13 protein-coding genes are annotated in these 19686 nt (G+C 34.5%); 9 read left to right on the plus strand and 4 right to left on the minus strand.

Annotated features, from left to right (window positions below; translation table 11 throughout):
* Positions 1-756 carry a class I SAM-dependent methyltransferase gene (locus tag I586_RS09555; protein WP_010765341.1) on the plus strand — a complete coding sequence of 252 codons (756 nt, stop codon included), beginning with the start codon at positions 1-3 and terminating at the stop codon, positions 754-756.
* A 66-nt stretch (positions 757-822) separates the two neighbouring features.
* Here the strand turns inward: I586_RS09555 and I586_RS09560 are convergent, their stop codons facing one another.
* The 3 genes from I586_RS09560 to I586_RS09570 form a co-directional block, all read right to left on the minus strand.
* Positions 823-1257 (minus strand): universal stress protein, encoded by a 435-nt coding sequence (locus I586_RS09560; protein WP_034702158.1) that lies wholly within the window; start codon positions 1255-1257, stop codon positions 823-825.
* A gap of 152 nt (positions 1258-1409) precedes the next feature.
* A complete protein-coding gene (locus tag I586_RS09565; RefSeq protein WP_010765339.1) occupies positions 1410-2735 on the minus strand; it encodes a peptidoglycan DD-metalloendopeptidase family protein in 1326 nt (441 codons plus the stop codon).
* A 258-nt stretch (positions 2736-2993) separates the two neighbouring features.
* Positions 2994-3806, minus strand: a complete 813-nt coding sequence (locus I586_RS09570; RefSeq protein ID WP_010765338.1) for a helix-turn-helix domain-containing protein — start codon at positions 3804-3806, stop codon at positions 2994-2996.
* A gap of 385 nt (positions 3807-4191) precedes the next feature.
* On the opposite strand from I586_RS09570, the gene I586_RS09575 reads away from it, so the two are divergent.
* From I586_RS09575 to I586_RS09590, 4 genes are all read left to right on the plus strand, one after another.
* A complete protein-coding gene (locus I586_RS09575; RefSeq protein WP_010765337.1) occupies positions 4192-4755 on the plus strand; it encodes a hypothetical protein in 564 nt (187 codons plus the stop codon).
* 226 nt (positions 4756-4981) lie between these two features.
* Positions 4982-6988: a heavy metal translocating P-type ATPase gene (locus I586_RS09580; RefSeq protein ID WP_279615037.1), complete on the plus strand. Its 2007-nt coding sequence runs from the start codon at positions 4982-4984 to the stop codon at positions 6986-6988.
* 106 nt (positions 6989-7094) lie between these two features.
* Complete coding sequence (locus tag I586_RS09585) at positions 7095-8573, plus strand: helix-turn-helix domain-containing protein (RefSeq protein WP_010765335.1); 1479 nt, start codon at positions 7095-7097, stop codon at positions 8571-8573.
* Positions 8574-8633: 60 nt separating this feature from the next.
* Positions 8634-9545, plus strand: a complete 912-nt coding sequence (locus tag I586_RS09590; protein WP_010765334.1) for an aldo/keto reductase — start codon at positions 8634-8636, stop codon at positions 9543-9545.
* Between the two features lie 65 nt (positions 9546-9610).
* Here I586_RS09590 and I586_RS09595 read toward each other — a convergent pair whose 3' ends face one another.
* Positions 9611-10495 carry a helix-turn-helix domain-containing protein gene (locus I586_RS09595; RefSeq protein ID WP_010765333.1) on the minus strand — a complete coding sequence of 295 codons (885 nt, stop codon included), beginning with the start codon at positions 10493-10495 and terminating at the stop codon, positions 9611-9613.
* Positions 10496-11233: 738 nt separating this feature from the next.
* Here I586_RS09595 and I586_RS09600 point away from each other — a divergent pair.
* The 4 genes from I586_RS09600 (at position 11234) to mutM (ending at position 19683) form a co-directional block, all read left to right on the plus strand.
* Positions 11234-11608 (plus strand): hypothetical protein, encoded by a 375-nt coding sequence (locus I586_RS09600; protein ID WP_010765332.1) that lies wholly within the window; start codon positions 11234-11236, stop codon positions 11606-11608.
* A 382-nt stretch (positions 11609-11990) separates the two neighbouring features.
* Positions 11991-15665 carry a VaFE repeat-containing surface-anchored protein gene (locus I586_RS09605; RefSeq protein WP_010765331.1) on the plus strand — a complete coding sequence of 1225 codons (3675 nt, stop codon included), beginning with the start codon at positions 11991-11993 and terminating at the stop codon, positions 15663-15665.
* A 437-nt stretch (positions 15666-16102) separates the two neighbouring features.
* A complete protein-coding gene (gene polA / locus I586_RS09610; protein WP_010765330.1) occupies positions 16103-18748 on the plus strand; it encodes a DNA polymerase I in 2646 nt (881 codons plus the stop codon).
* 98 nt (positions 18749-18846) lie between these two features.
* Positions 18847-19683 carry a DNA-formamidopyrimidine glycosylase gene (gene mutM / locus I586_RS09615; protein ID WP_010765329.1) on the plus strand — a complete coding sequence of 279 codons (837 nt, stop codon included), beginning with the start codon at positions 18847-18849 and terminating at the stop codon, positions 19681-19683.
* The last annotated feature ends 3 nt before the right edge of the window (positions 19684-19686 follow it).

Raw genomic sequence — 19686 nt, forward strand, 5'->3', positions numbered from 1 at the left:
ATGAAAAAAAATGAATTAAAAAAATACTGGTGTTCAATTGAACAAATGGACTTTAGCGGATGGGATTTTTCCTATATGAGAAATCGCTGGGAAATAGAAAATCTACCGTGGGATTATTCAACGTTGGTACGTCACTATTTAACGAATGAAATGGATTTATTAGATATGGGAACAGGTGGGGGAGAATTACTTAGGACCTTTCATCATCCATACAACAAGACTTTTGTAACAGAGGGATGGCCAAAAAATTACCAGCTATTAAAAGAGTCGCTCGAACCTTTAGGCGTCACTGTTGCATTTGTTGATGAGACAGATCAATTAAGCTATCCAGATGATTCTTTCGATCTTGTATTGAACAGTCACGAATCGTATGACCCAAAAGAAGTTCGTAGAGTATTAAAACCAGGTGGAATATTTATTACCCAGCAAGTAGGAGATCAAAATGGACAGATTTTATCAAAGAAACTTATGACAGCTGTGCAATCTAATCAGGAGTGGTCTTTAGACACAGCTAAAAAAGGTTTGCTAAAAGAACATTTTACTTCTTTGTATGCCAACGAATATTTTCCTTACCAGCACTTTTGTGATATGGAAGGATTGATTTATTATGCCACACAAATTCCTTGGGAATATCTTGATTTTTCTGTAGACACTCACTTTGCTTCGTTAGTTGAACTTCAAAAGGAATTGTTAAGTAAAGGATTTGTTTATAATCAACAACATCGATTTATTTTAGTAGGAAAATTAAAGCATTAAAAAAAGCGTATCGTCCAACGAGTTAAAAGTGGACGATACGCTTTTTATTGTTTTATAGGTAGATGCTTATTTCACAACAAGCACATTACAAGGAGCGTTTTGTACAACGTAACTTGTTGTTGTACCTAGTTGATTTGATTGGATCATTCCTTTACCTGTAGCGCCTACGATAATCAAATCAATTGTTTGATTCATGGGAACGATTGTTGAAATCATTTCTTTTGGATTACCAATCTCAACAATAGGTATTACGTCTTCTAAACCTTGTTCTGTGGCATAATAAATATTTTTTAATAGTTCTTTTTCAATTGCTTCTTTTTCTTCAGCAAGTACTTTTGAATAGGCGTAAGAGCTATGACTGATTGCATTTTCATCAACTACAGATAATAAATACAACGTAGCATGTTTTTCTTTTGCAATAGCAACACCATATTGCAAAGCAAGTTCAGCATTTTTAGATCCATCAACTGCAACTAAGATATTTGAATAGTTCTTGATCATGTTCATCAACACCTTTCTTTATCTACCTAAATTATACCATGATAACAAACTGAGGTTAAATGAATTGCTGAAAGATAGTCAAACAAGTAGGGGAAACGAAAAAACGATACGAAATCAGAACCGTTCTGATTTCGTATCGTTAGGAATCTTTTTTATAAACCAAGGAATGGTGCTGGATTAACAAATCCGCTCCATAAGCCAGTTGAAATACTAAAGTGTAAATGAACCCCAGTTGAATTACCTGTAGTGCCCATACCACCTAAGTTTTGTCCAGCACTAACGGATTGTCCAGCGGCCACACTTAAACTGCTCATGTGTAGATAGTATGAATAATAGCCATTGTCATGTTTGATCACAACGTGATTTCCAGCCATACCACTATAATTTGCGCTAACCACTTCACCAGATCGAGCAGCCATAATTGGCGTTCCGCTACCGCCACCAAAATCAATACCATCGTGGAAAGTACCAGATATTCCAGTAGGATCTTCACGTCCACCAAATCCACTATTGATAGTCAAATTAGATACAGGAGCAGACCAACCGCCAGAAGATGCTGGAGGAGTAGGTGCTTGTTGATTATCAGATGGAACATCGTTATTTTCTGTATTATCAGTACTCTCAATTGTATCATTTGAAGTAGCTGGTTGTTCTTTTTCAGTTGATTGAGTAGGTGTTGCTTCTTTTGCTTTCGCTTGTTCTTTCGCCTGCTTATCCGCTTGCACTTTCGCTTGTTTTTCAGCAAGAGCCGCTGCAGCTGCTTCTTTTTTCTTCTCTTCAGCAATGGCTTTTAATTGCGCTTCTTTTCTTTTAACTGCTTCTTCTTTTTGTTTGATAAATTTATCTTTTTCTGCAGTCTCAGTTGCAAGATTAGCAGCAATCTCATTGATTTTTACATTTTGCTCAAGTTTAGCTTCTGCTAAAGCCGCTTCTTTTTCTTCAAGTTCTTTTGTTTTCTTTTCTAGTGTTTTTAACGTTTCTGTTAGAGAGATTTTTAATGTATCCAGTTCTTTTTTATCTTCTTTTTGAGCCGTTAAAATATCGTTATTAGCAGTTACTAAAGTATTGACTGCTAAAGCTTTTGAAATAGCATCAGAAATTGATTCAGCACTTAGTAGAACAGTTAACATAGATTCTTGTTCATGATTGGTTTGAGTCGTTCTAGCTTGCGCTCGCAACTGCTCATTTCTTTTTTTGATTTTAGTTTCTAAAGTAGTAATATCTTTATTTAGTTTGTTCATTTCTTTTTCATGTTTTTGTTTCTCAGAAAGAACTGCTTGGTATTCAGTTTCAATTGTTTCAATTTCAGCTTCTAAAGTTGCTAAGTATTCTTTCGCATCTTTTTCATTTTTTACAATATCTTCTATTTTCTTTGTTTGATTTTCGATTTTTTGATCGATCTCATCTGCTACTACACTAATCGGAGCGGCGCTTACTAACAACATAAATGAAAGTGTAACGAGTAATTTCTTTTTCAAATGGAGTTCCTCACTTTATAATAATCATTTTAGACGTATGATTTTTTAGAAAAATCATCGTTAACATTCTTCAATAAGACAAAATAAAGTATACCATAATCTATAAAGAATAATCATGTTTGAGAAGAAAGAATCCTAAAAAATGATAAAATTTAAAATCCAGAAATAAAAATATCATCCAATTGTAATATATGATACTTACTATTAATAAGGAAAGATGGTTGTAACAGTACTACGCCTAAAAATAAATGGGAAATTTTAGTGATATTCTGAATAAAATTGATCAAGTAAGGCTTCCAAAGTCGTTTTAGTTTGCACGTACTTTTTCTTCACTGTTTTATCAGATAAACGTTTTCCTTTCGTGCGCTTTTTTATCAGTTCAGTGTAATCAACCACTTTTGATGTAGATGTATGTTGATAGGCAATATCATCTGTGATCACGTCTGATAGTAAAGTTAAAATTTCAGGAATGGTTAAAAATTCATTGCTATGTTCAGCTCGCTTTAACAGATTGAATACAATAAATAGTATGGAAGCATTGATTTCTTTTTGAGGAGAATCATGCAACAAATCTTCAATGATAGGCAAAATATCAGCCCTGTAGCACGCATCTTTTTCAATATGATACGTAGTAAAATCTTCAGCAATTAAGGATGTAGGTTGTTGTGAAAGTCCTACTAGATAACTTGATTCAAACAAATCAGGAAACAACTCATTTGCTAAGGTTAAAATTTTTAAGTCTTGAGAATACGTAATTTTTTGCTTTTTTAAATCAGCTATCAATTGATCAAGTTGCTCTTCAGTAAGCTCTTTTTTTAAAGTGGCTTTGGCTAATAACTGTTTTATATAGTCATTGAAATCTCCATAACGGAGCCAATCAGCTGTTGTATTTCCTAAAATGGCTATTTTTTCTAGTCGTGCCTGTTTAGGTAAATTATTTCCTTTCTCCCAATTATTTACTGTACTAGCACTTGAATTTCCGACTAAATTTGCAAAAGCAGCCATTGAATAGTTGTGCTGTTTTCTAATTTCTTTGATCCTATTACCTGTAGCTTTTAAATCTATCTTCAAAATGATGCCTCCTAAGTTTAAACGTATAATAAGCTTGTTTTGCATTGACTGACAATAAAAAATAGTAGAAAACAAGCGCGTAAGTGAAAAGAGTTCAATTCTTTCTTCTACTATATCATTATTTCATGAAGAGGTGTACCGTTTTTTTTTCATTTTGTTCTTGTTTTCTTTTCCATTCAATGCTATGATTTTTATACCGAAATACATTCAATTGCGAACTTTCCCAATTGTTTATTTCAGTCATAACGGTAGCATTCTCAATTTAGAAAATTACGTTACACTTTTTTTATAAAATATGAACTTAATAAAAGAAGTAGTAATTTAATTGTTTTATTGAATAAAAAAATACCGAAAAACATGCATTATTAAGGAGGAAAAGGAAAGAATGAAAAAAATAGCTAAAATTGAGGAGCAAAAAAATCAACTTTTATACCAATTTTTAGAAAAATTAAATAAAGAAATTCCAAATCGAGAAAGTAATCAAAAAATCGAAGAACATTGTGTCCATCAGTACAAACTATTGGTCAACATGTCTTTCAGTGCCAATATTTTACATAGAGGATTAGCGTACGCTAGTAAGGTTTATAATCATGTTGCTAAGATCGAGTACACTCGTCTTTCTAAAATGATTATAAGACAAAACCTTGATAAAGAACGAACAGAAAAGCTGCTAAAAAAATTGAAATCAGCTCAAAAGGAGTTATTTCTTCATTCACCAGTAGCTAAAGAATCAGAAGGTATCGATATATTTTATGGGTTTACTGGAGGAAACCAAAAAAAATACAAGGCAAATAGAAAAGCAATCAAGCGGATGTATATTGAAATTAAACAAGAATCGGAAAAAAATATCTATAGATACATCAAAGATTCCTATAATAGAAAACGGGATCGAATGAAAGAGAAACAGGCGTATGCTCTTTGGTTATTGAAAAGTTATACATGGCATTAAATTGAATATCTTATAACTAATATACGCAGAAAATTTGTTTTCCCATCAATCAAGAGACTTTCTTTTTCCCAATGTATAGGATGTGCTATGCTTTATATGAGGCTAAACTATTTTTCCCTAAAGAATTGTCCAAAAGCAAAGAGAGAGAGCAAACAAATCATACCTAGAGAAAGAGGGATTTTGTATGGAAAATAAAGAAAAGCATGAGGACCATCACACCCATACTATGGAGAAAATGACAGATCATGATCAAATGTCTGGTATGGACCATTCAATGCATATGGGGAATTTTAAGCAAAAGTTTTGGTTGTCCCTGATCTTGGCAATACCCATCATTTTTCTTTCCCCAATGATGGGGGTCAATTTACCGTTTCAATTTACTTTTTTAGGATCTGATTGGCTCGTTTTAGTATTGGCTTCTATTCTGTTTTTTTACGGTGGTGCACCTTTTCTAAGTGGTGCTAAAATGGAGCTGAAACAAAAAAGTCCTGCAATGATGACACTTATTGCGATGGGAATCTCCGTTTCCTATTTTTATAGTGTGTACGCTTTTATCATGAACAAGTTAATGCCGCAAAACCATGTGATGGACTTTTTTTGGGAACTAGCAACATTGATTGTGATTATGTTGTTAGGTCACTGGATTGAGATGAACGCAATTTCAAACGCAAGTGATGCGTTACAAAAAATGGCAGAGCTTTTACCAGATAATGTTAAACGATTAAACCAAGACGGTAGTGAAGAAGAAGTTCCTCTGCAACAAGTTCATGAAGGAGATCGCTTAATTGTTAGAGCAGGAGATAAAATTCCCGCCGATGGCATAATCAATAACGGAAATACTACAGTAGATGAATCAATGGTCACGGGAGAATCGAAAGCCATTACCAAAAAGGAACAGGACAACGTGGTTGGAGGCTCAGTTAATGGGAGTGGCACAATCGAAATGACAATAACAGGAACTGGTGAGTCAGGATATCTTTCAAAAGTCATGGATATGGTCAAAAAGGCACAGACGGATAAATCGAAACTTGAGTCTCTTTCAGATCAAGTAGCAAAGTGGTTGTTTTATATTGCGCTAGGTTCAGGACTATTCGCCTTTGTGATTTGGTTAGTCGTAGCTAAAGACTTGAGCATAGCTTTTGAACGAATGGTTACGGTCTTTATTATCGCATGTCCTCACGCTTTGGGCTTAGCGATACCACTTGTAATCGCTCGCTCCACTTCAATCGCAGCTAAACATGGGTTGCTATTAAAAAATCGAAATGCGTTGGAACAGGCAAATGACATGGAATATGTAATGTTAGACAAAACAGGAACCTTAACAGAAGGAAAATTTACAGTTACAGGTATAGAAATGATAGACAATGAACTCACAAAAACTGAAGCATTTAAAATAATTGGTGCTTTGGAAAATAACGCAAACCATCCCTTAGCAAGAGGCATCATGAATTATTTAAAGGAAAATGAAATTTTAGCCTATAAAGCAGAAAATCTTCAATCGATTTCTGGAATAGGAATAACGGGCACGGTGAACGGGCGTATCATCAAGATAGTGAATGAAACAGAAGTGAAACGTTTAAATCTGACAGTCGATCACTCAATAAATCAGCATTACGAAGAACAAGGAAATACGTTAAGCTATTTAATTATAGAAAATCGTTTAATGGCTATGATTGCATTGGGAGATATAATTAAACCAGAAGCAAAGCAGTTCATAGCGGATATCAAGGCTAAAGGAATTACTCCTGTAATGTTGACAGGAGATAATCAAGTAGCAGCTGAGGCAGTCGCTCATTATTTAGGAATCGATGACTTTTATGGAGCGTTGTTACCAGAAGACAAAGAAAAAATCATTCAATCTTATATAAACAATGGTAAAAAGGTTATGATGGTCGGTGATGGCGTCAATGATGCACCAAGTTTAGTTCGAGCAACAATTGGTGTTGCAATTGGTGCCGGGACGGATGTTGCGATTGACTCTGCCGACGTAGTTCTAACAGATAGTGATCCTAAAGACATTCTTCGCTTCTTAGATTTAGCGAAACAAACACGTCGAAAAATGATTCAAAATCTCTGGTGGGGAGCGGGGTATAATATTATCGCAATTCCGTTGGCAGCAGGTATCTTAGCTCCTTGGGGGATTTTACTGAATCCCGCAGTTGGAGCAATTCTGATGTCTTTGAGTACAGTTATCGTTGCGGCAAATGCAATGACTTTACGCATTCAAAATTAAAAATGAAAAGCAATGAATCCTGCGTATATTAATTATGCATGTTCATTGCTTTTTTTATGAAAGTGACAAATAGAATTAGTGGGTACGATTAGTAAGGAGATAGGGTATGGATTATAAAGACATCCTTGATTTTGAGTCAAGCAAGTTACTTGGGCTGTTTAATTTACTGAAATCTACAGATAAGAATAGTTCATTAGAGCAACTTTCCGAAAAATTGGAGGTCAATGTTCGAACCATCATACGCTCGATAAAGAAACTAAAAAATTTATTTAAGCGTTATGAACTGAATGAACACCTAAAGATTCGCAGACATTCCAAAAAGTATTTCTATTTAAAAAGAGAGAACGATTTGTATTTAGAACTCTTTTTAGTTCAATATTTAAGTGAATTACCTGAGATTATTTTTCTAAAAGCTGTGATTGAGGTGAAAACTATTAAAACCAAACGTTTAGCAGAAAAATTGCACATCAGCGAATCAAGTATGAGAAGAAGAGTGAAGAAAGTGAATGAATGGCTAACTAAATTTAATATCCATTTAAAAAGAGGCACTTATGAACTTATGGGAGAGGAAGAACAAATTCGAGCATGGATTTTACACTTTTATTGGTTTGCGTATCAGGGAACGAAAAATAAATTTTTATTGATAGGAAAAGATGAAAGCTGGCAACTAACGCATCTGTTGGTAAAATTTTTTCAAATGCAAATCAATGATCTTCAAAAAGAGTCACTGTTTAGAATCGTTCAAATTGCATCATGGCGCTATAAAAACGGGGAAAAAATTTCGATTAAGAAAGAATGGATGCAATATACTGAAAACAGTTCCGTTTTCTCTAAATTTATCGCAACAATGGAGGTGGAGAAATGTGTAAGAGATTGGAATTTAGAAGAGTTAGCCTATCTTTATATTATTATTCAGGCAAAATTTTTACCCTATTTTGGTTCTAGTATACAGGCCTACATTATTGAAGAACACTACGTAAAAAAAACAACCTGTTACGTAAACACCTTAGTAGCAACCAACATATTTAGACAAGTATTTTGGGGTAAAAAATTTAGTCATTCCAAGTCTAGTGTAGTCGCTTTTTTTGGGTTTCATTTATATTATGAAGTGGTTTCTGGATTGCCTTATGAAAGAGAACGATCAAAAGAAACATTGCAAGAAAATTACCCTAGTTTTATCTGTAAAGTCGACGAAGGTCTGTGTACACTGGTCATGAAAAATCGATTTTATCTCCGGATTCCAAAAGATGCCTTATTTTATCGATACTTCATGATATTAAGTACGCTTATTTCACCTGTCTATAATGAGAAAAGGATATTTGTTTGTTTAATGACAGATCTATCGATCGAACAAGAAAATGGTTTGGGGAAAAGAATTGTTGATTTTTTTAGCAGCAAGTATAATCTAGTTGTGAGCTATGCTAGAACAGCCCAATCCATTGCGTACACCGATATTATTTTAACGACTGTTGTATACGAGGCATTAAAGCAGAAATATGCCCAACCTATTCTGCTTATTGATGGGGAACTATCTGAAGCACTCCTTTTTCAAATTGAAAAATTATTAAAAAAAGTCAGAAAGTGAAGCCCTTTCATCTAAATATGTTAAACTAGACTAGTGAATATAATTTTAGGAGGTCTTTGCGTGGACAAGATTCGATTTGGAACAAGTGATTTACAAGTAGCACCAGTTATTCTTGGATGTATGAGAATGAATGGAGCAGAAAATCCAGCAGAAATTATTGAAACGGCCTATGATCATGGAATTGATTTTTTTGATCATGCAGATATTTATGGTGGTGGAGAATGCGAAACAATTTTTGGCAAAGCATTGAAAGAGACATCGATCAAAAGAGAAGACATCATTCTTCAAACGAAGTGTGGTATTCGTAAAGGAATGTTTGACTTTTCAAAAGAACATATTATTTCTTCAGTGGAAGAAAGTTTGAAACGTTTAGGTGTGGATTATGTGGATGCATTATTATTACATCGACCAGATACACTTGTGGAACCAGAAGAAGTGGCTGCTGCCTTTGACCAATTAGAAGCACAAGGGAAAGTAAAATATTTTGGTGTTAGTAATCAAAAACCGATGCAAATTGATTTATTGAAGAAAACAGTGAAACAACCATTAGTAGCAAATCAGCTTCAGTTTGGAATTAAACATACAGGTATGATTGATCAAGGGATTCATGTAAATATGACGGATGAAGCAAGTATCGATAGAGACGGCAGCATCTTAGATTATTCTCGTTTGAATGACATGACGATACAAGCGTGGTCACCTTATCAATATGGCTTTTTTGAAGGTGTTTTCATAGGAAATGAGAAGTTCGCAGATTTAAACGAAATACTAGATCGTATTGCTGCGCATCATAACATAACAGCAACAGGCCTTGCTACTGCATGGATTTTGAGACATCCAGCAAAAATGCAAGTGATAGCTGGAACTATGAATAAAGAACGAATCAAAGAAATTGCAAAAGCGTCTGAAATCAAACTAAGCAGAGAAGAGTGGTATGAAATTTACCGCGCAGCTGGAAATATTTTACCGTAACGAATAGTGAGATATTAAATAAAAACGAGCCACTCTAATTGGTAGAATGGCTCGTTTTTTGTATTTTAGTTTATGGTAATTTCTGGAAGGGAGGCTGTATGTTGAATCAACGATTTTATTTGGGTTTCAATTTTTTCTGCCGTTTGATAGTCTTCTAATTCTTTCATATAGTCTTTTAACAAAAATAATTTTGATAGGTAGTGATTATTCATGGTTAGTTTATAATTTAAAGTGTGTGTATTAAAATGTAAAAATAACAAAAAATAGTGATTAGGGTATTGTTCTAAAAAATCTTTTGTTTTGGTTAACATTTTTTTAGTAAACGAATAATCTTCATTTTTTAGAGCAATGGATGTATTTGTACATAAGGCAAGATGAATCGCATATTGATGAGAACGCGTAAATTCAGATGAATCAGAAGAGAGATTGATTTGTTTAAGAATAGTTAAACTAACTCTTTTCACTGTATCATAGGCTAAATAATCACACATTTCTGAAACTAAAGTCAAATCAATAATCGAAAAAAAGGTTAATTTCTTTAGGTACTTATTTAAGTGCTGTAAATCACGATCATTTATCTTTTCAACGGTATCAAAATCAAACTGCTCCATTCTTAACTTACATAATAAATAACAATGAAATTTCTCGATACTCTTTTTTTTATTCTCTTTAAAATAAGCATAAAGATCTAATGTATTATCCATACAGGATAGTTTCTTTTTGGATGCATAAAGCGCATTCTTTTCATTTTTGTAAAACCAAAAGTCTTGATAACTAAAATTGAGCCGTTCGAGTAATTCTAAAAGAATATGATACTGTATACTAGTTTGATTTCGCTCAATTCTAGAGTAGGTATGTCTAGAGATAATTCCTTGACAACAGTCTTTTTGGTTTAATCCTCTGAGCTTTCTTAATTTTTTTAAGGTTTCTCCTTCTGTTAGTACGTACATTGTGATATTCTCCTTTTTTATAGATTTCAAGAAAAAGCAATCAATGAATTATTAGAAAACGTTAATGCTATTTGCTCATTAATCACACAAAATAAGATGGATTTTCAATTAAATCAATTCATTTATATGAAAAAAGCTCATTTCTTGTCGATTGGTGGTAATCTATGGTTTGTAAAACTATAATTATAAGGTAAGAAAACACAATGAAAAAGTAAGGATAAAATAGCAAAACGGGATTATTTTTTTATTCGCTATTCATCAAAAAAATATAAAATTACCTGAAAAATAAAAAAGTAGTTGTTTTATTCTAAAAAGCATGGTAATTTTAACAGGTATTGAAGTTTAAGAAGAAGAAGCAACTATAAAAAAATAGAGATGCACTAGTATCACTCTCCGGGTTTCTCAGGCCCAGGTCAGCATAATACTAGTCCACCATAAGACAGCTTTGGACTGTTTTACGTGGAATGCACCCCTGTAGCTTACTGAAGCAAGCCACAATCTAGAGTATAGCAAATTTTTCTCACTTTTGACAGATAAAAATAAAGGGAGTTCTTTATTTTTATTTTGTTGGTAAGAATTAATTTCCGTTTTGTATTTACTCTTTTTTTCGTTTGTGTGTTTATTTAGGCTAGGGCGCGTTACACTTAAAATAGTGGCGTGCCCTAGCCTTTTTTAGGTTCGCTTCTTCTTTTTAATCTTTATTACAATGAAATCAATAAAAAAATTGGAGATCTAGATATGGGAAGAAAAGATACTGTAAAGATGTTAAGAACAGATATTTTGTTCTATGGGAAACAGATCAAACTATTTAATCGTTCCGATGATTGGTATATTGAAAAAGAAGGAAGCAAGATTGAAAGACGTGTAATGTATTTTGAAGAAGGATTAATTGGTAAACAATATAAGGTGGTAGATTCTATTGATTTAGAGGCTATTTATCAAGAAATTCAGTTTGTCTTTGATCACAAGAAAACCATTATTGGAAAGCGGCCATATAGAGGAGCTGCGTTGCATTTTACTGGTAAAGGCGATGCTTATAAAGAAACAATAAATCGCTTAGACTATAATCAAAAATTAAAAGTACATGGAAAAATGTATCAATTAGGAAAATAATCCTAAAATTGAATATCCGGTGGGTCCACCGCTTTCGTTATCAGTGCAGCTTAGGGCGAAAGAATAGAACCGAAAAAGGTATTGCTGTATCATTGGGAGACGATTGACGTATTCTACTCCCATAGAGTTTGAAGTTACGATTGCTATAAACTTCACGACAGGACACGAGTTTTATGAAAATAGTTTATTTGTGTTGGAACTTTTGGAATAGGTTAACAATATATAGATCAGATTTATGGTGAAAATAAGAATAGAACTCGAGCAAGACGACAAAAAAATGTCGTCTTTTTTTGTACTCAAAAGGAGGGGAGAGCATGAATATCCGTTCGCCACCTATTAGGAAAATGACTAACGCATTCAAAAATGATTTAGTGAGGGGAAAATGATGAAATTAAAATGTAAGAAACTGATAACGCTCTTGGTTCTAGTATTCACGTTGATATCTAATTTTTTACCAGTAATAGAACCGATGGTAGCCCATGCAGAAAGTGAAACTACGGCAAGTGAGACACTTAATTTAGAGGACAATTTTGATAAAATCAGAACAGTAGAAAATGAACCTGTCAAAGAGAGTAGTGAAGAAAATCTAGAAAGGACGGATCAAACAGACGATACGCCAATCAATTTGGATGAAAAGATAGAAGCAGAGGATGATAAAAATGAACCAGCCGAAGAATCTGTCAAAGAATCATCTGAAGAAACGATTGGTGAGCGCTCTGCTGAATCGCTAGCTGCTAGACCAGACCCATACGATGTGCAGGGGTTGAGCAATGAAGAGATCATTTCATTGGCACGATACATGTACGGAGCGTATGTTCAGTCAAATCCAACTGCTGAAATCTATGTTACAAATGATCAGAACGAAGTCATTAATATTCCGTTTATCCAGACATATGCTGTTGGATCACAAGAGCTGATACCAATGAAATATTCTGTAAAAATAGGTGATAAATGGCTCATTCAAGTGACGCAAATAGAAAAATTTAGAATTGATGGTAAGATAGCATATTGTGTAGAACCAGGTGTTCCTTTCAATATAGGTGAAGGGTATGTTCCGCATACATCTGTTGGATTAATAAGTGATAGTCAAAAAAAAGTGATCAATAACATTGTAAACTTTGGTTCCAACGGAGCTGACTCTAATGAACTATATATAGCAACACAATTTTCAGTATGGGAATCTTTAGGTTTTAGCGTACAAAGCGAATTAACAAACTATCAAGCCTATAAAGCTCAAATTGAAGCGAATATAAATAACTATCGTACTAAACCATCATTTGATGAACAAGAATTTACAGTTGTAGCGGGCGAAACAGTAGACCTAAATGATAGTAGAGGTGTCTTTGCCCAATATCGTGAAGTGAGTAACGGAACAAATACAAGTATCAGTAAACAAGGAAATACATTAAGAATTACACCTTCTGTTCTCTCTACGAATGGTGAAATCAATTTTCAAAGAACTTCTCCTAATTCTGGTGCCCAGTATTTTTGGGTAAAAGATGGAAAACAGACAATGGTAACGGCTGGTGAGATAGAACCGACTAAAACAAAAATCCGTTTAAATATAATCAAAACAGGTTCTATCGCTGCACTCAAAGTAGATGAAGAAGGACTTCCTTTAGCAGATGCAGTTTTTAGATTTGAATATTCAGGAATTGTTGAAGAACGTACGACAGATCAAGATGGGATCGCTCGTTTAGATGACATTTTGATGGGAACAGAAGTGACCTTGACTGAAATCAAAGCACCAGACGGTAGAGTTATTGACAAAACACCTCAAAAAGTCATCGTAGAAGTCAACCAATTGCTTACTAGACAATTTACCAATCGTTGGGCAAGACAACCAATCAAGTTGATCAAATTGGAAAAAGATGCCAACCGTCCCTTAAAAGACGTACCATTTGCATTGTATAAAGTAACAGGTGTAACTAAAAGCAAAATTGGTGAGTATAAAACGGATGCTAACGGAGAAATAAACATTGAGAGTTTGATTTATAACCGAGATGGATACATCTTCAAAGAATTAGAACCGTTACATGGATTCTTACCAAATGGAAATGACTATACGTTTAAAGTTACGCCTGAAAAAGATGGGGAAGTACTTGTAGTGGATGTAGAGAACGAAACGATACCTGTGGAGCTTAATACCACTGCTACTGGGAAAAATGGAGAGAAATTTGTTGACCCGACAAAGGAAATCAATTTAGAAGACACGATACGGTATAAATGGCTTTTCGCTGGTCGCACATATCTTTATACAACAAAAATTGTTGATCAAAAAACAGGAGAAGTCCTAGATACCTTAAATGGCTCTTTTGCTCCACTTGCCTATGAAGGATTCCATGTTGTTAAAGCAAAGCTGGATGGACAAAAATATCGTGGTAAAACGATTGTTTTTTACGAATACATTTATGATACAGTCAAGAAAAAAGAAGTAGCATCACACGAAGACATTAATGACTTGGGACAAACAATCAAGGTCAATGATCCAGAAATCAAAACAAAAGCGCAAGGTGAAGATGGCCGTAAATTATTCAATCCACAGAAAAAAGTAAACATAAAAGAAACGGTGACATTCACTGATTTAGTGGTTGGACATAAGTATACAACGACGGTTCAAGGGTATAAATTAAGTGATGAAACAACATACGAAAATGCAGCATTAACCAAAACATTTATTGCAACTCATCCATTGATGGAGTTGACTTTTGAATTTGAATTAGATGGTCAAGAGCTTAAAGGAAATGGCATTGTATTCACAGAAAAACTTTTTTATGAAAGTGAAGAAATGGCAAATCACGAAGAGTTGACAAATGAAGAACAAACGGTTCGATTCACTGATCCAAAAATTACAACGAAAGCCTATGGAGAAGAAGGAAAACAACTGTTTGATCCTCATGCAAAAGTCCCTGTGAAAGAGACCGCTGTTTTAACAGATTTGATTGTTGGGGACGAATATAAAGTAATCGTTCAAGGCTACCGTCTATCTACAGGTAAGCCGTATGAAAAAATCAAAAAAGAGTTGGTCTTTACAGCTACTGAAACGGAGATGGAACAGACAGTTGATTTTATCCTATCAGGTAAAGAACTAGCTGGAGACGGTATCGTTTTCACAGAAACCTTACTGTATGAAGAAGAAACAATTGCGGAGCACAAAGATTTATCCAATCAAGAACAAACAATCGTCTTTACAAACCCAAAAATTAAAACCAAAGCATTTGGCGATGAACAAAAGCAAGTCTTTGATCCACTTCAAAAAGTTTTAGTAAAAGAGACAGCAGAGATTACAAAATTGATTATTGGGAACGAATATAAAGTTGTCGTTCAAGGCTACCGACTTTCGACAGAAAAAGTGTATGAGAAAGTTCGCAAGGAAGTAACATTCGTGGCAGAAAAAGAAGTAAAAATAATCGAGTTTGAGTTTATTTTTGAAGGAAAAGAATTACGTGGTGATGGCATTGTTTTCACTGAAACACTAAGTCATGAAGATGAAAATATTGCGACACATCATGATCTTAACAATCAAGAACAAACGGTTCGTTTTAATGATCCGAGTATTTCTACAATAGCTCAAGGTAAAAATGGTGAAAAAGTCCTTGAGCCAACCGATAATTTGATCGTTAAAGAATCTGCAAAGATTACAGGGTTAGTTATTGGCAATCAATATACTGTCAAAGTGAAAGCACATCGTTTGTCAGACGGTTCACTAATTAATGATATTAGTGATGAGAAAACGTTTATCGCTGAAAAAACAGAAATAACAATTCAATTCGAATTTATAATTGACGGGAAACAGTTCACAAATGATGGAATCGTGTTTACTGAAATACTAGAAAGTAGAAACGAGATAATTGCTAAACATTTAGACTTAAACAACGAGCAACAAACGGTTCGCTTTAAACCAAGCACAACGAGTATTACACCAACAACACAATCAAGAGGGAATTTCCCTTCTACAGGTGAAAAAAATACTCGAATCATCCTTTGGTTAGGGCTATTTATACTCGTACTAGTGAGTGTTTTCTGGTTAGATCGCAAGAAAAATAGCATGGAATAACGAATTGACCTTACTCAACTTAACAATCAATGATTAGTTAAAATCGTGGTGTCGATAATCGAAAAACGAATGAATAACTTCTATAAGCCATTTCTCTAAAAATCGGCATTCTTCGTTTAGATAAGGAAACTGACATCCGTTAGAAAGAGTAAAAATAGGATCGTAGAACGTTTTTCCCTAAAAAAATTACATTTTAGGAGTCGTTCGTTCATATAATATTCACATATTATTTGTACTATATAGACATAGAAGAAAGACAAACGTTACAAAAATTTCATTTGTGTGAACTCCTAATTGACCCGCTCTGAGTGTGCAGAGCGGGTTTTCTTTTGTTTTCAGTAAAGCTTTACGAACTTTAGTTCCTTCCTACTGCAAAGTTGGCCGATTTTTGTTAGAATAAGAGGGAAACCAGTTTGCTGAAGATGAGGAGAAAAAAGATGACAAAAAATAAGTTATTACTAGTAGATGGAAATAGTGTCGCATTTCGAGCGTTTTTTGCGTTGCACAATTCTTTAGAACGCTTTAAAAATAAAAATGGCTTACATACAAATGCGGTGTACGCGTTCAATAATATGTTTGAAAACGTCATGGAAAAAGAAAACCCAACCCATGTTTTAGTTGCATTTGATGCAGGGAAAACAACTTTTAGAACCGAATTTTATCCTGAATATAAAGCAGGTCGTTCGAAAACACCAGGAGAATTTAAAGAGCAAATGCCTTATATTCGTGAATTACTAACTGGTTTAGGTGTTAAATATTATGAATTAGATAACTATGAAGCAGATGACATCATCGGAACTTTAGCAACTAAAGTTCCTAAAGAAGAATTCGATGTAGTTGTTTTATCGGGAGATCGAGATTTAACGCAACTTGCCACAGATTCAGTCAAAGTCGATATTACCGTTAAGGGTGTCAGTGATCTAGAAAGTTATACGCCAGCGCACGTAGCAGAAAAATACGATGGTCTAACGCCAAATCAAATTATTGATATGAAAGGTTTAGCAGGGGATACTTCAGACAATATTCCAGGTGTAACAAAAATCGGTGAGAAAACAGCGATTAAATTGTTAAAAGAATATGGCTCAGTTGAAGGCGTTTATGAAAATATCGATAATTTGAAACCAAGCAAAATGAAAGAGAATCTGATCAATGATAAAGAACAAGCATTTATGTCAAAACGCTTGGCAACAATCAATGTGGATTCCCCAGTAAAACTTGACATAGATGAGCTTAAATACGAAGGCAAAGATTTAGATAAATTGATTCCCTTTTATAAAGAAATGGAATTTAAGCAAATGCTAAGCAAATTAAATGTTGAGGAAGAAACCGTTGAACTTGAAGATGTGCATTTTGATGTAGTCGATACATTCACATCAGAAATGTTTACTGACGACATGGCATTATATGTTGAGATGCTGGAAGATAATTATCACACGTCTCCAATTGTAGGAGTAGCTTGGGGTAATAAAAAGAAAGTCTATGTAACCAACAGCTTATCACTATTTGAAAGCAAACCTTTTGTTGAGTGGGTGTTATCAGATAAATACAAGAAAACAGTATATGATGCAAAACGGACGTATGTTTCGTTGAATCGATATGTTGGAAAACCGCAAGGCATCACCTTTGACGTACTATTAGCAGCTTACTTATTGGACACAAATGACAATAGCGCTGATATTGAAGGAGTCGCACAACATTATGGCTATACAGACATCCATTCAGATGAGTCAGTATATGGAAAAGGAGCCAAAAAAGGCTTGCCAGAAGAGGATGAAGCCTTTTTTAGCCACCTTGCACGAAAAGTAAATGCCATCGATTTCTTATCCGAAAAACTAGATGCTGAATTAGTCGAAAAGAATCAAGCAGACTTATTCTATAAAATGGAGTTGCCACTTTCAAAAATTTTAGGAGATATGGAAATAACAGGAATTCGTGTAGATGCAAATCGATTAAAAGAAATGCGTATTGAATTTTCAGATCGACTACGCGAAATTGAGCAAAAAATCTATGCAGAAGCAGGGGAAGAATTTAACCTAAATTCACCAAAACAATTAGGGGTGATCTTATTTGAAAAAATGGGTCTACCTGTTATTAAGAAAACAAAAACAGGCTATTCAACAGCGGTAGATGTGTTAGAACAACTAAAAGAACAAGCGCCAATTGTAGAAGATATTTTGGTGTATCGTCAAATCGCCAAGATTCAATCAACCTATGTTGAAGGGCTGCTAAAAGTAATTCAACCGGATGATAAAATCCACACAAGATATGTTCAAACCTTAACGCAAACAGGTCGTTTAAGTTCAGTTGATCCTAACCTACAGAATATCCCGATTCGTTTAGATGAAGGCCGTAAAATTCGTCAAGCTTTCGTTCCAAGAGAAAAAGATTGGTTGATTTTTTCATCAGATTATTCCCAAATTGAACTACGTGTTTTAGCACATATTTCAGATGATAAACATTTAAAAGAAGCGTTTATTGAGGGGCAAGACATACATTCAAGTACGGCGATGCGTGTCTTTGGTATCGAAAAACCAGAAGAAGTTACACCAAATATGCGTCGTCAAGCGAAAGCCGTTAACTTCGGTATCGTATACGGAATCAGTGATTATGGCTTGTCACAAAACTTAGGCATTACTAGAAAACAAGCACAAGAATATATCGATACGTACTTTGAAAAATATCCAGGAGTTAAAACATATATGGAAGATATCGTTCGTGATGCCAAGGATAAGGGGTTTGTAGAAACGCTTTATAATCGCCGTCGCTATTTACCAGATATTAATTCCCGTAACTTTAATTTACGTTCTTTTGCAGAACGGACAGCAATCAATACACCAATCCAAGGAAGTGCTGCAGATATTTTGAAAATCGCAATGATCAACATGCAAGAGCGGTTAAAAGAAGAAAAGATGCAAGCAACGATGTTATTACAAGTGCACGATGAACTTGTTTTTGAAGCACCGGAATCTGAATTGGACAAATTAAACGCACTAGTTAAAGATGTAATGGAAAATGCTGTTCAATTACATGTACCATTGCTGACTGACAGCAGTTGGGGCAAAACATGGTATGAAGCAAAATAATTAATAAAAATAATAGGAAAAAGACTGGCCAAACGAAAAAAGTTTAACACACTTTGTTGCGTTCGCTTCGGTCTTTTTCTTCTAAGGAGAGAGCAATCGTGCCTGAATTACCAGAAGTTGAAACAGTCAGGAAAGGACTGGAAAAATTGGTTGTTGGCAAAACAATCAAAGAAGTTACGATTCTATGGCCTAGAATCATTGAAGCGCCAGAAGCTGATATCTTTGCACAACAATTGATTGGTCAAACCATTGAAAAAATGGAACGACGCGGGAAATTTTTGATATTCAAATTAACGAACTATGATATGATTTCCCACTTACGGATGGAAGGGAAATATGAAACACATACCCCAGAAGAAGAATGGACGAAACATACGCATGTGATTTTTACGTTCACCGATGGAACTGATTTACGTTATTTAGATGTTCGCAAATTTGGACGCATGGTTTTAGTTCCTAAAAATCAAGGGGAACAGTATAAAGGGATTTTGGCTTTAGGACCCGAACCGCTTCCTGACTATTTTAAATTATCAGAATTTCGTACAGGGTTAAAAAAACATCATAAAGCAATCAAACCGCTGTTACTTGATCAACGTTTAGTGACAGGTTTAGGCAATATTTATGTGGATGAGGCATTGTGGGAAGCGAAAATTCATCCAGAACAACCTGCGGATACATTAAAACCTAAGGAAGTTGAAAGCTTGTATCATGCAATCATTGATGTGCTGGGGCGTGCTGTCGAGGCCGGAGGGACGACAATTCGAAGTTATCTAAATGCCCTAGGTGAAGCTGGTACTTTTCAAGTTTCACTAAATGTTTATGGTCAAACTGAAAAGCCATGTCCACGATGTGCGACACCAATCAAGAAAATAAAAGTAGCCCAACGTGGCACACATTTTTGCCCGAAGTGTCAAACCTTGAAAGTGAGGAATTGATCG

Source organism: Enterococcus moraviensis ATCC BAA-383 (assembly GCF_000407445.1).
GTDB lineage: Bacteria > Bacillota > Bacilli > Lactobacillales > Enterococcaceae > Enterococcus_L > Enterococcus_L moraviensis.

Excerpts from the sequence above, each read along its gene's own strand:
- I586_RS09555 (WP_010765341.1), top strand. The coding sequence starts at position 1 with ATGAAAAAAAATGAATTAAAAAAATACTGGTGTTCAATTGAACAAATG.
- I586_RS09560 (WP_034702158.1), bottom strand. The coding sequence starts at position 1,257 with ATGATCAAGAACTATTCAAATATCTTAGTTGCAGTTGATGGATCTAAA.
- I586_RS09575 (WP_010765337.1), top strand. The coding sequence starts at position 4,192 with ATGAAAAAAATAGCTAAAATTGAGGAGCAAAAAAATCAACTTTTATAC.
- I586_RS09580 (WP_279615037.1), top strand. The coding sequence starts at position 4,982 with ATGGAGAAAATGACAGATCATGATCAAATGTCTGGTATGGACCATTCA.
- I586_RS09585 (WP_010765335.1), top strand. The coding sequence starts at position 7,095 with ATGGATTATAAAGACATCCTTGATTTTGAGTCAAGCAAGTTACTTGGG.
- I586_RS09595 (WP_010765333.1), bottom strand. The coding sequence starts at position 10,495 with ATGTACGTACTAACAGAAGGAGAAACCTTAAAAAAATTAAGAAAGCTC.
- I586_RS09600 (WP_010765332.1), top strand. The coding sequence starts at position 11,234 with ATGGGAAGAAAAGATACTGTAAAGATGTTAAGAACAGATATTTTGTTC.
- I586_RS09605 (WP_010765331.1), top strand. The coding sequence starts at position 11,991 with ATGATGAAATTAAAATGTAAGAAACTGATAACGCTCTTGGTTCTAGTA.
- polA (WP_010765330.1), top strand. The coding sequence starts at position 16,103 with ATGACAAAAAATAAGTTATTACTAGTAGATGGAAATAGTGTCGCATTT.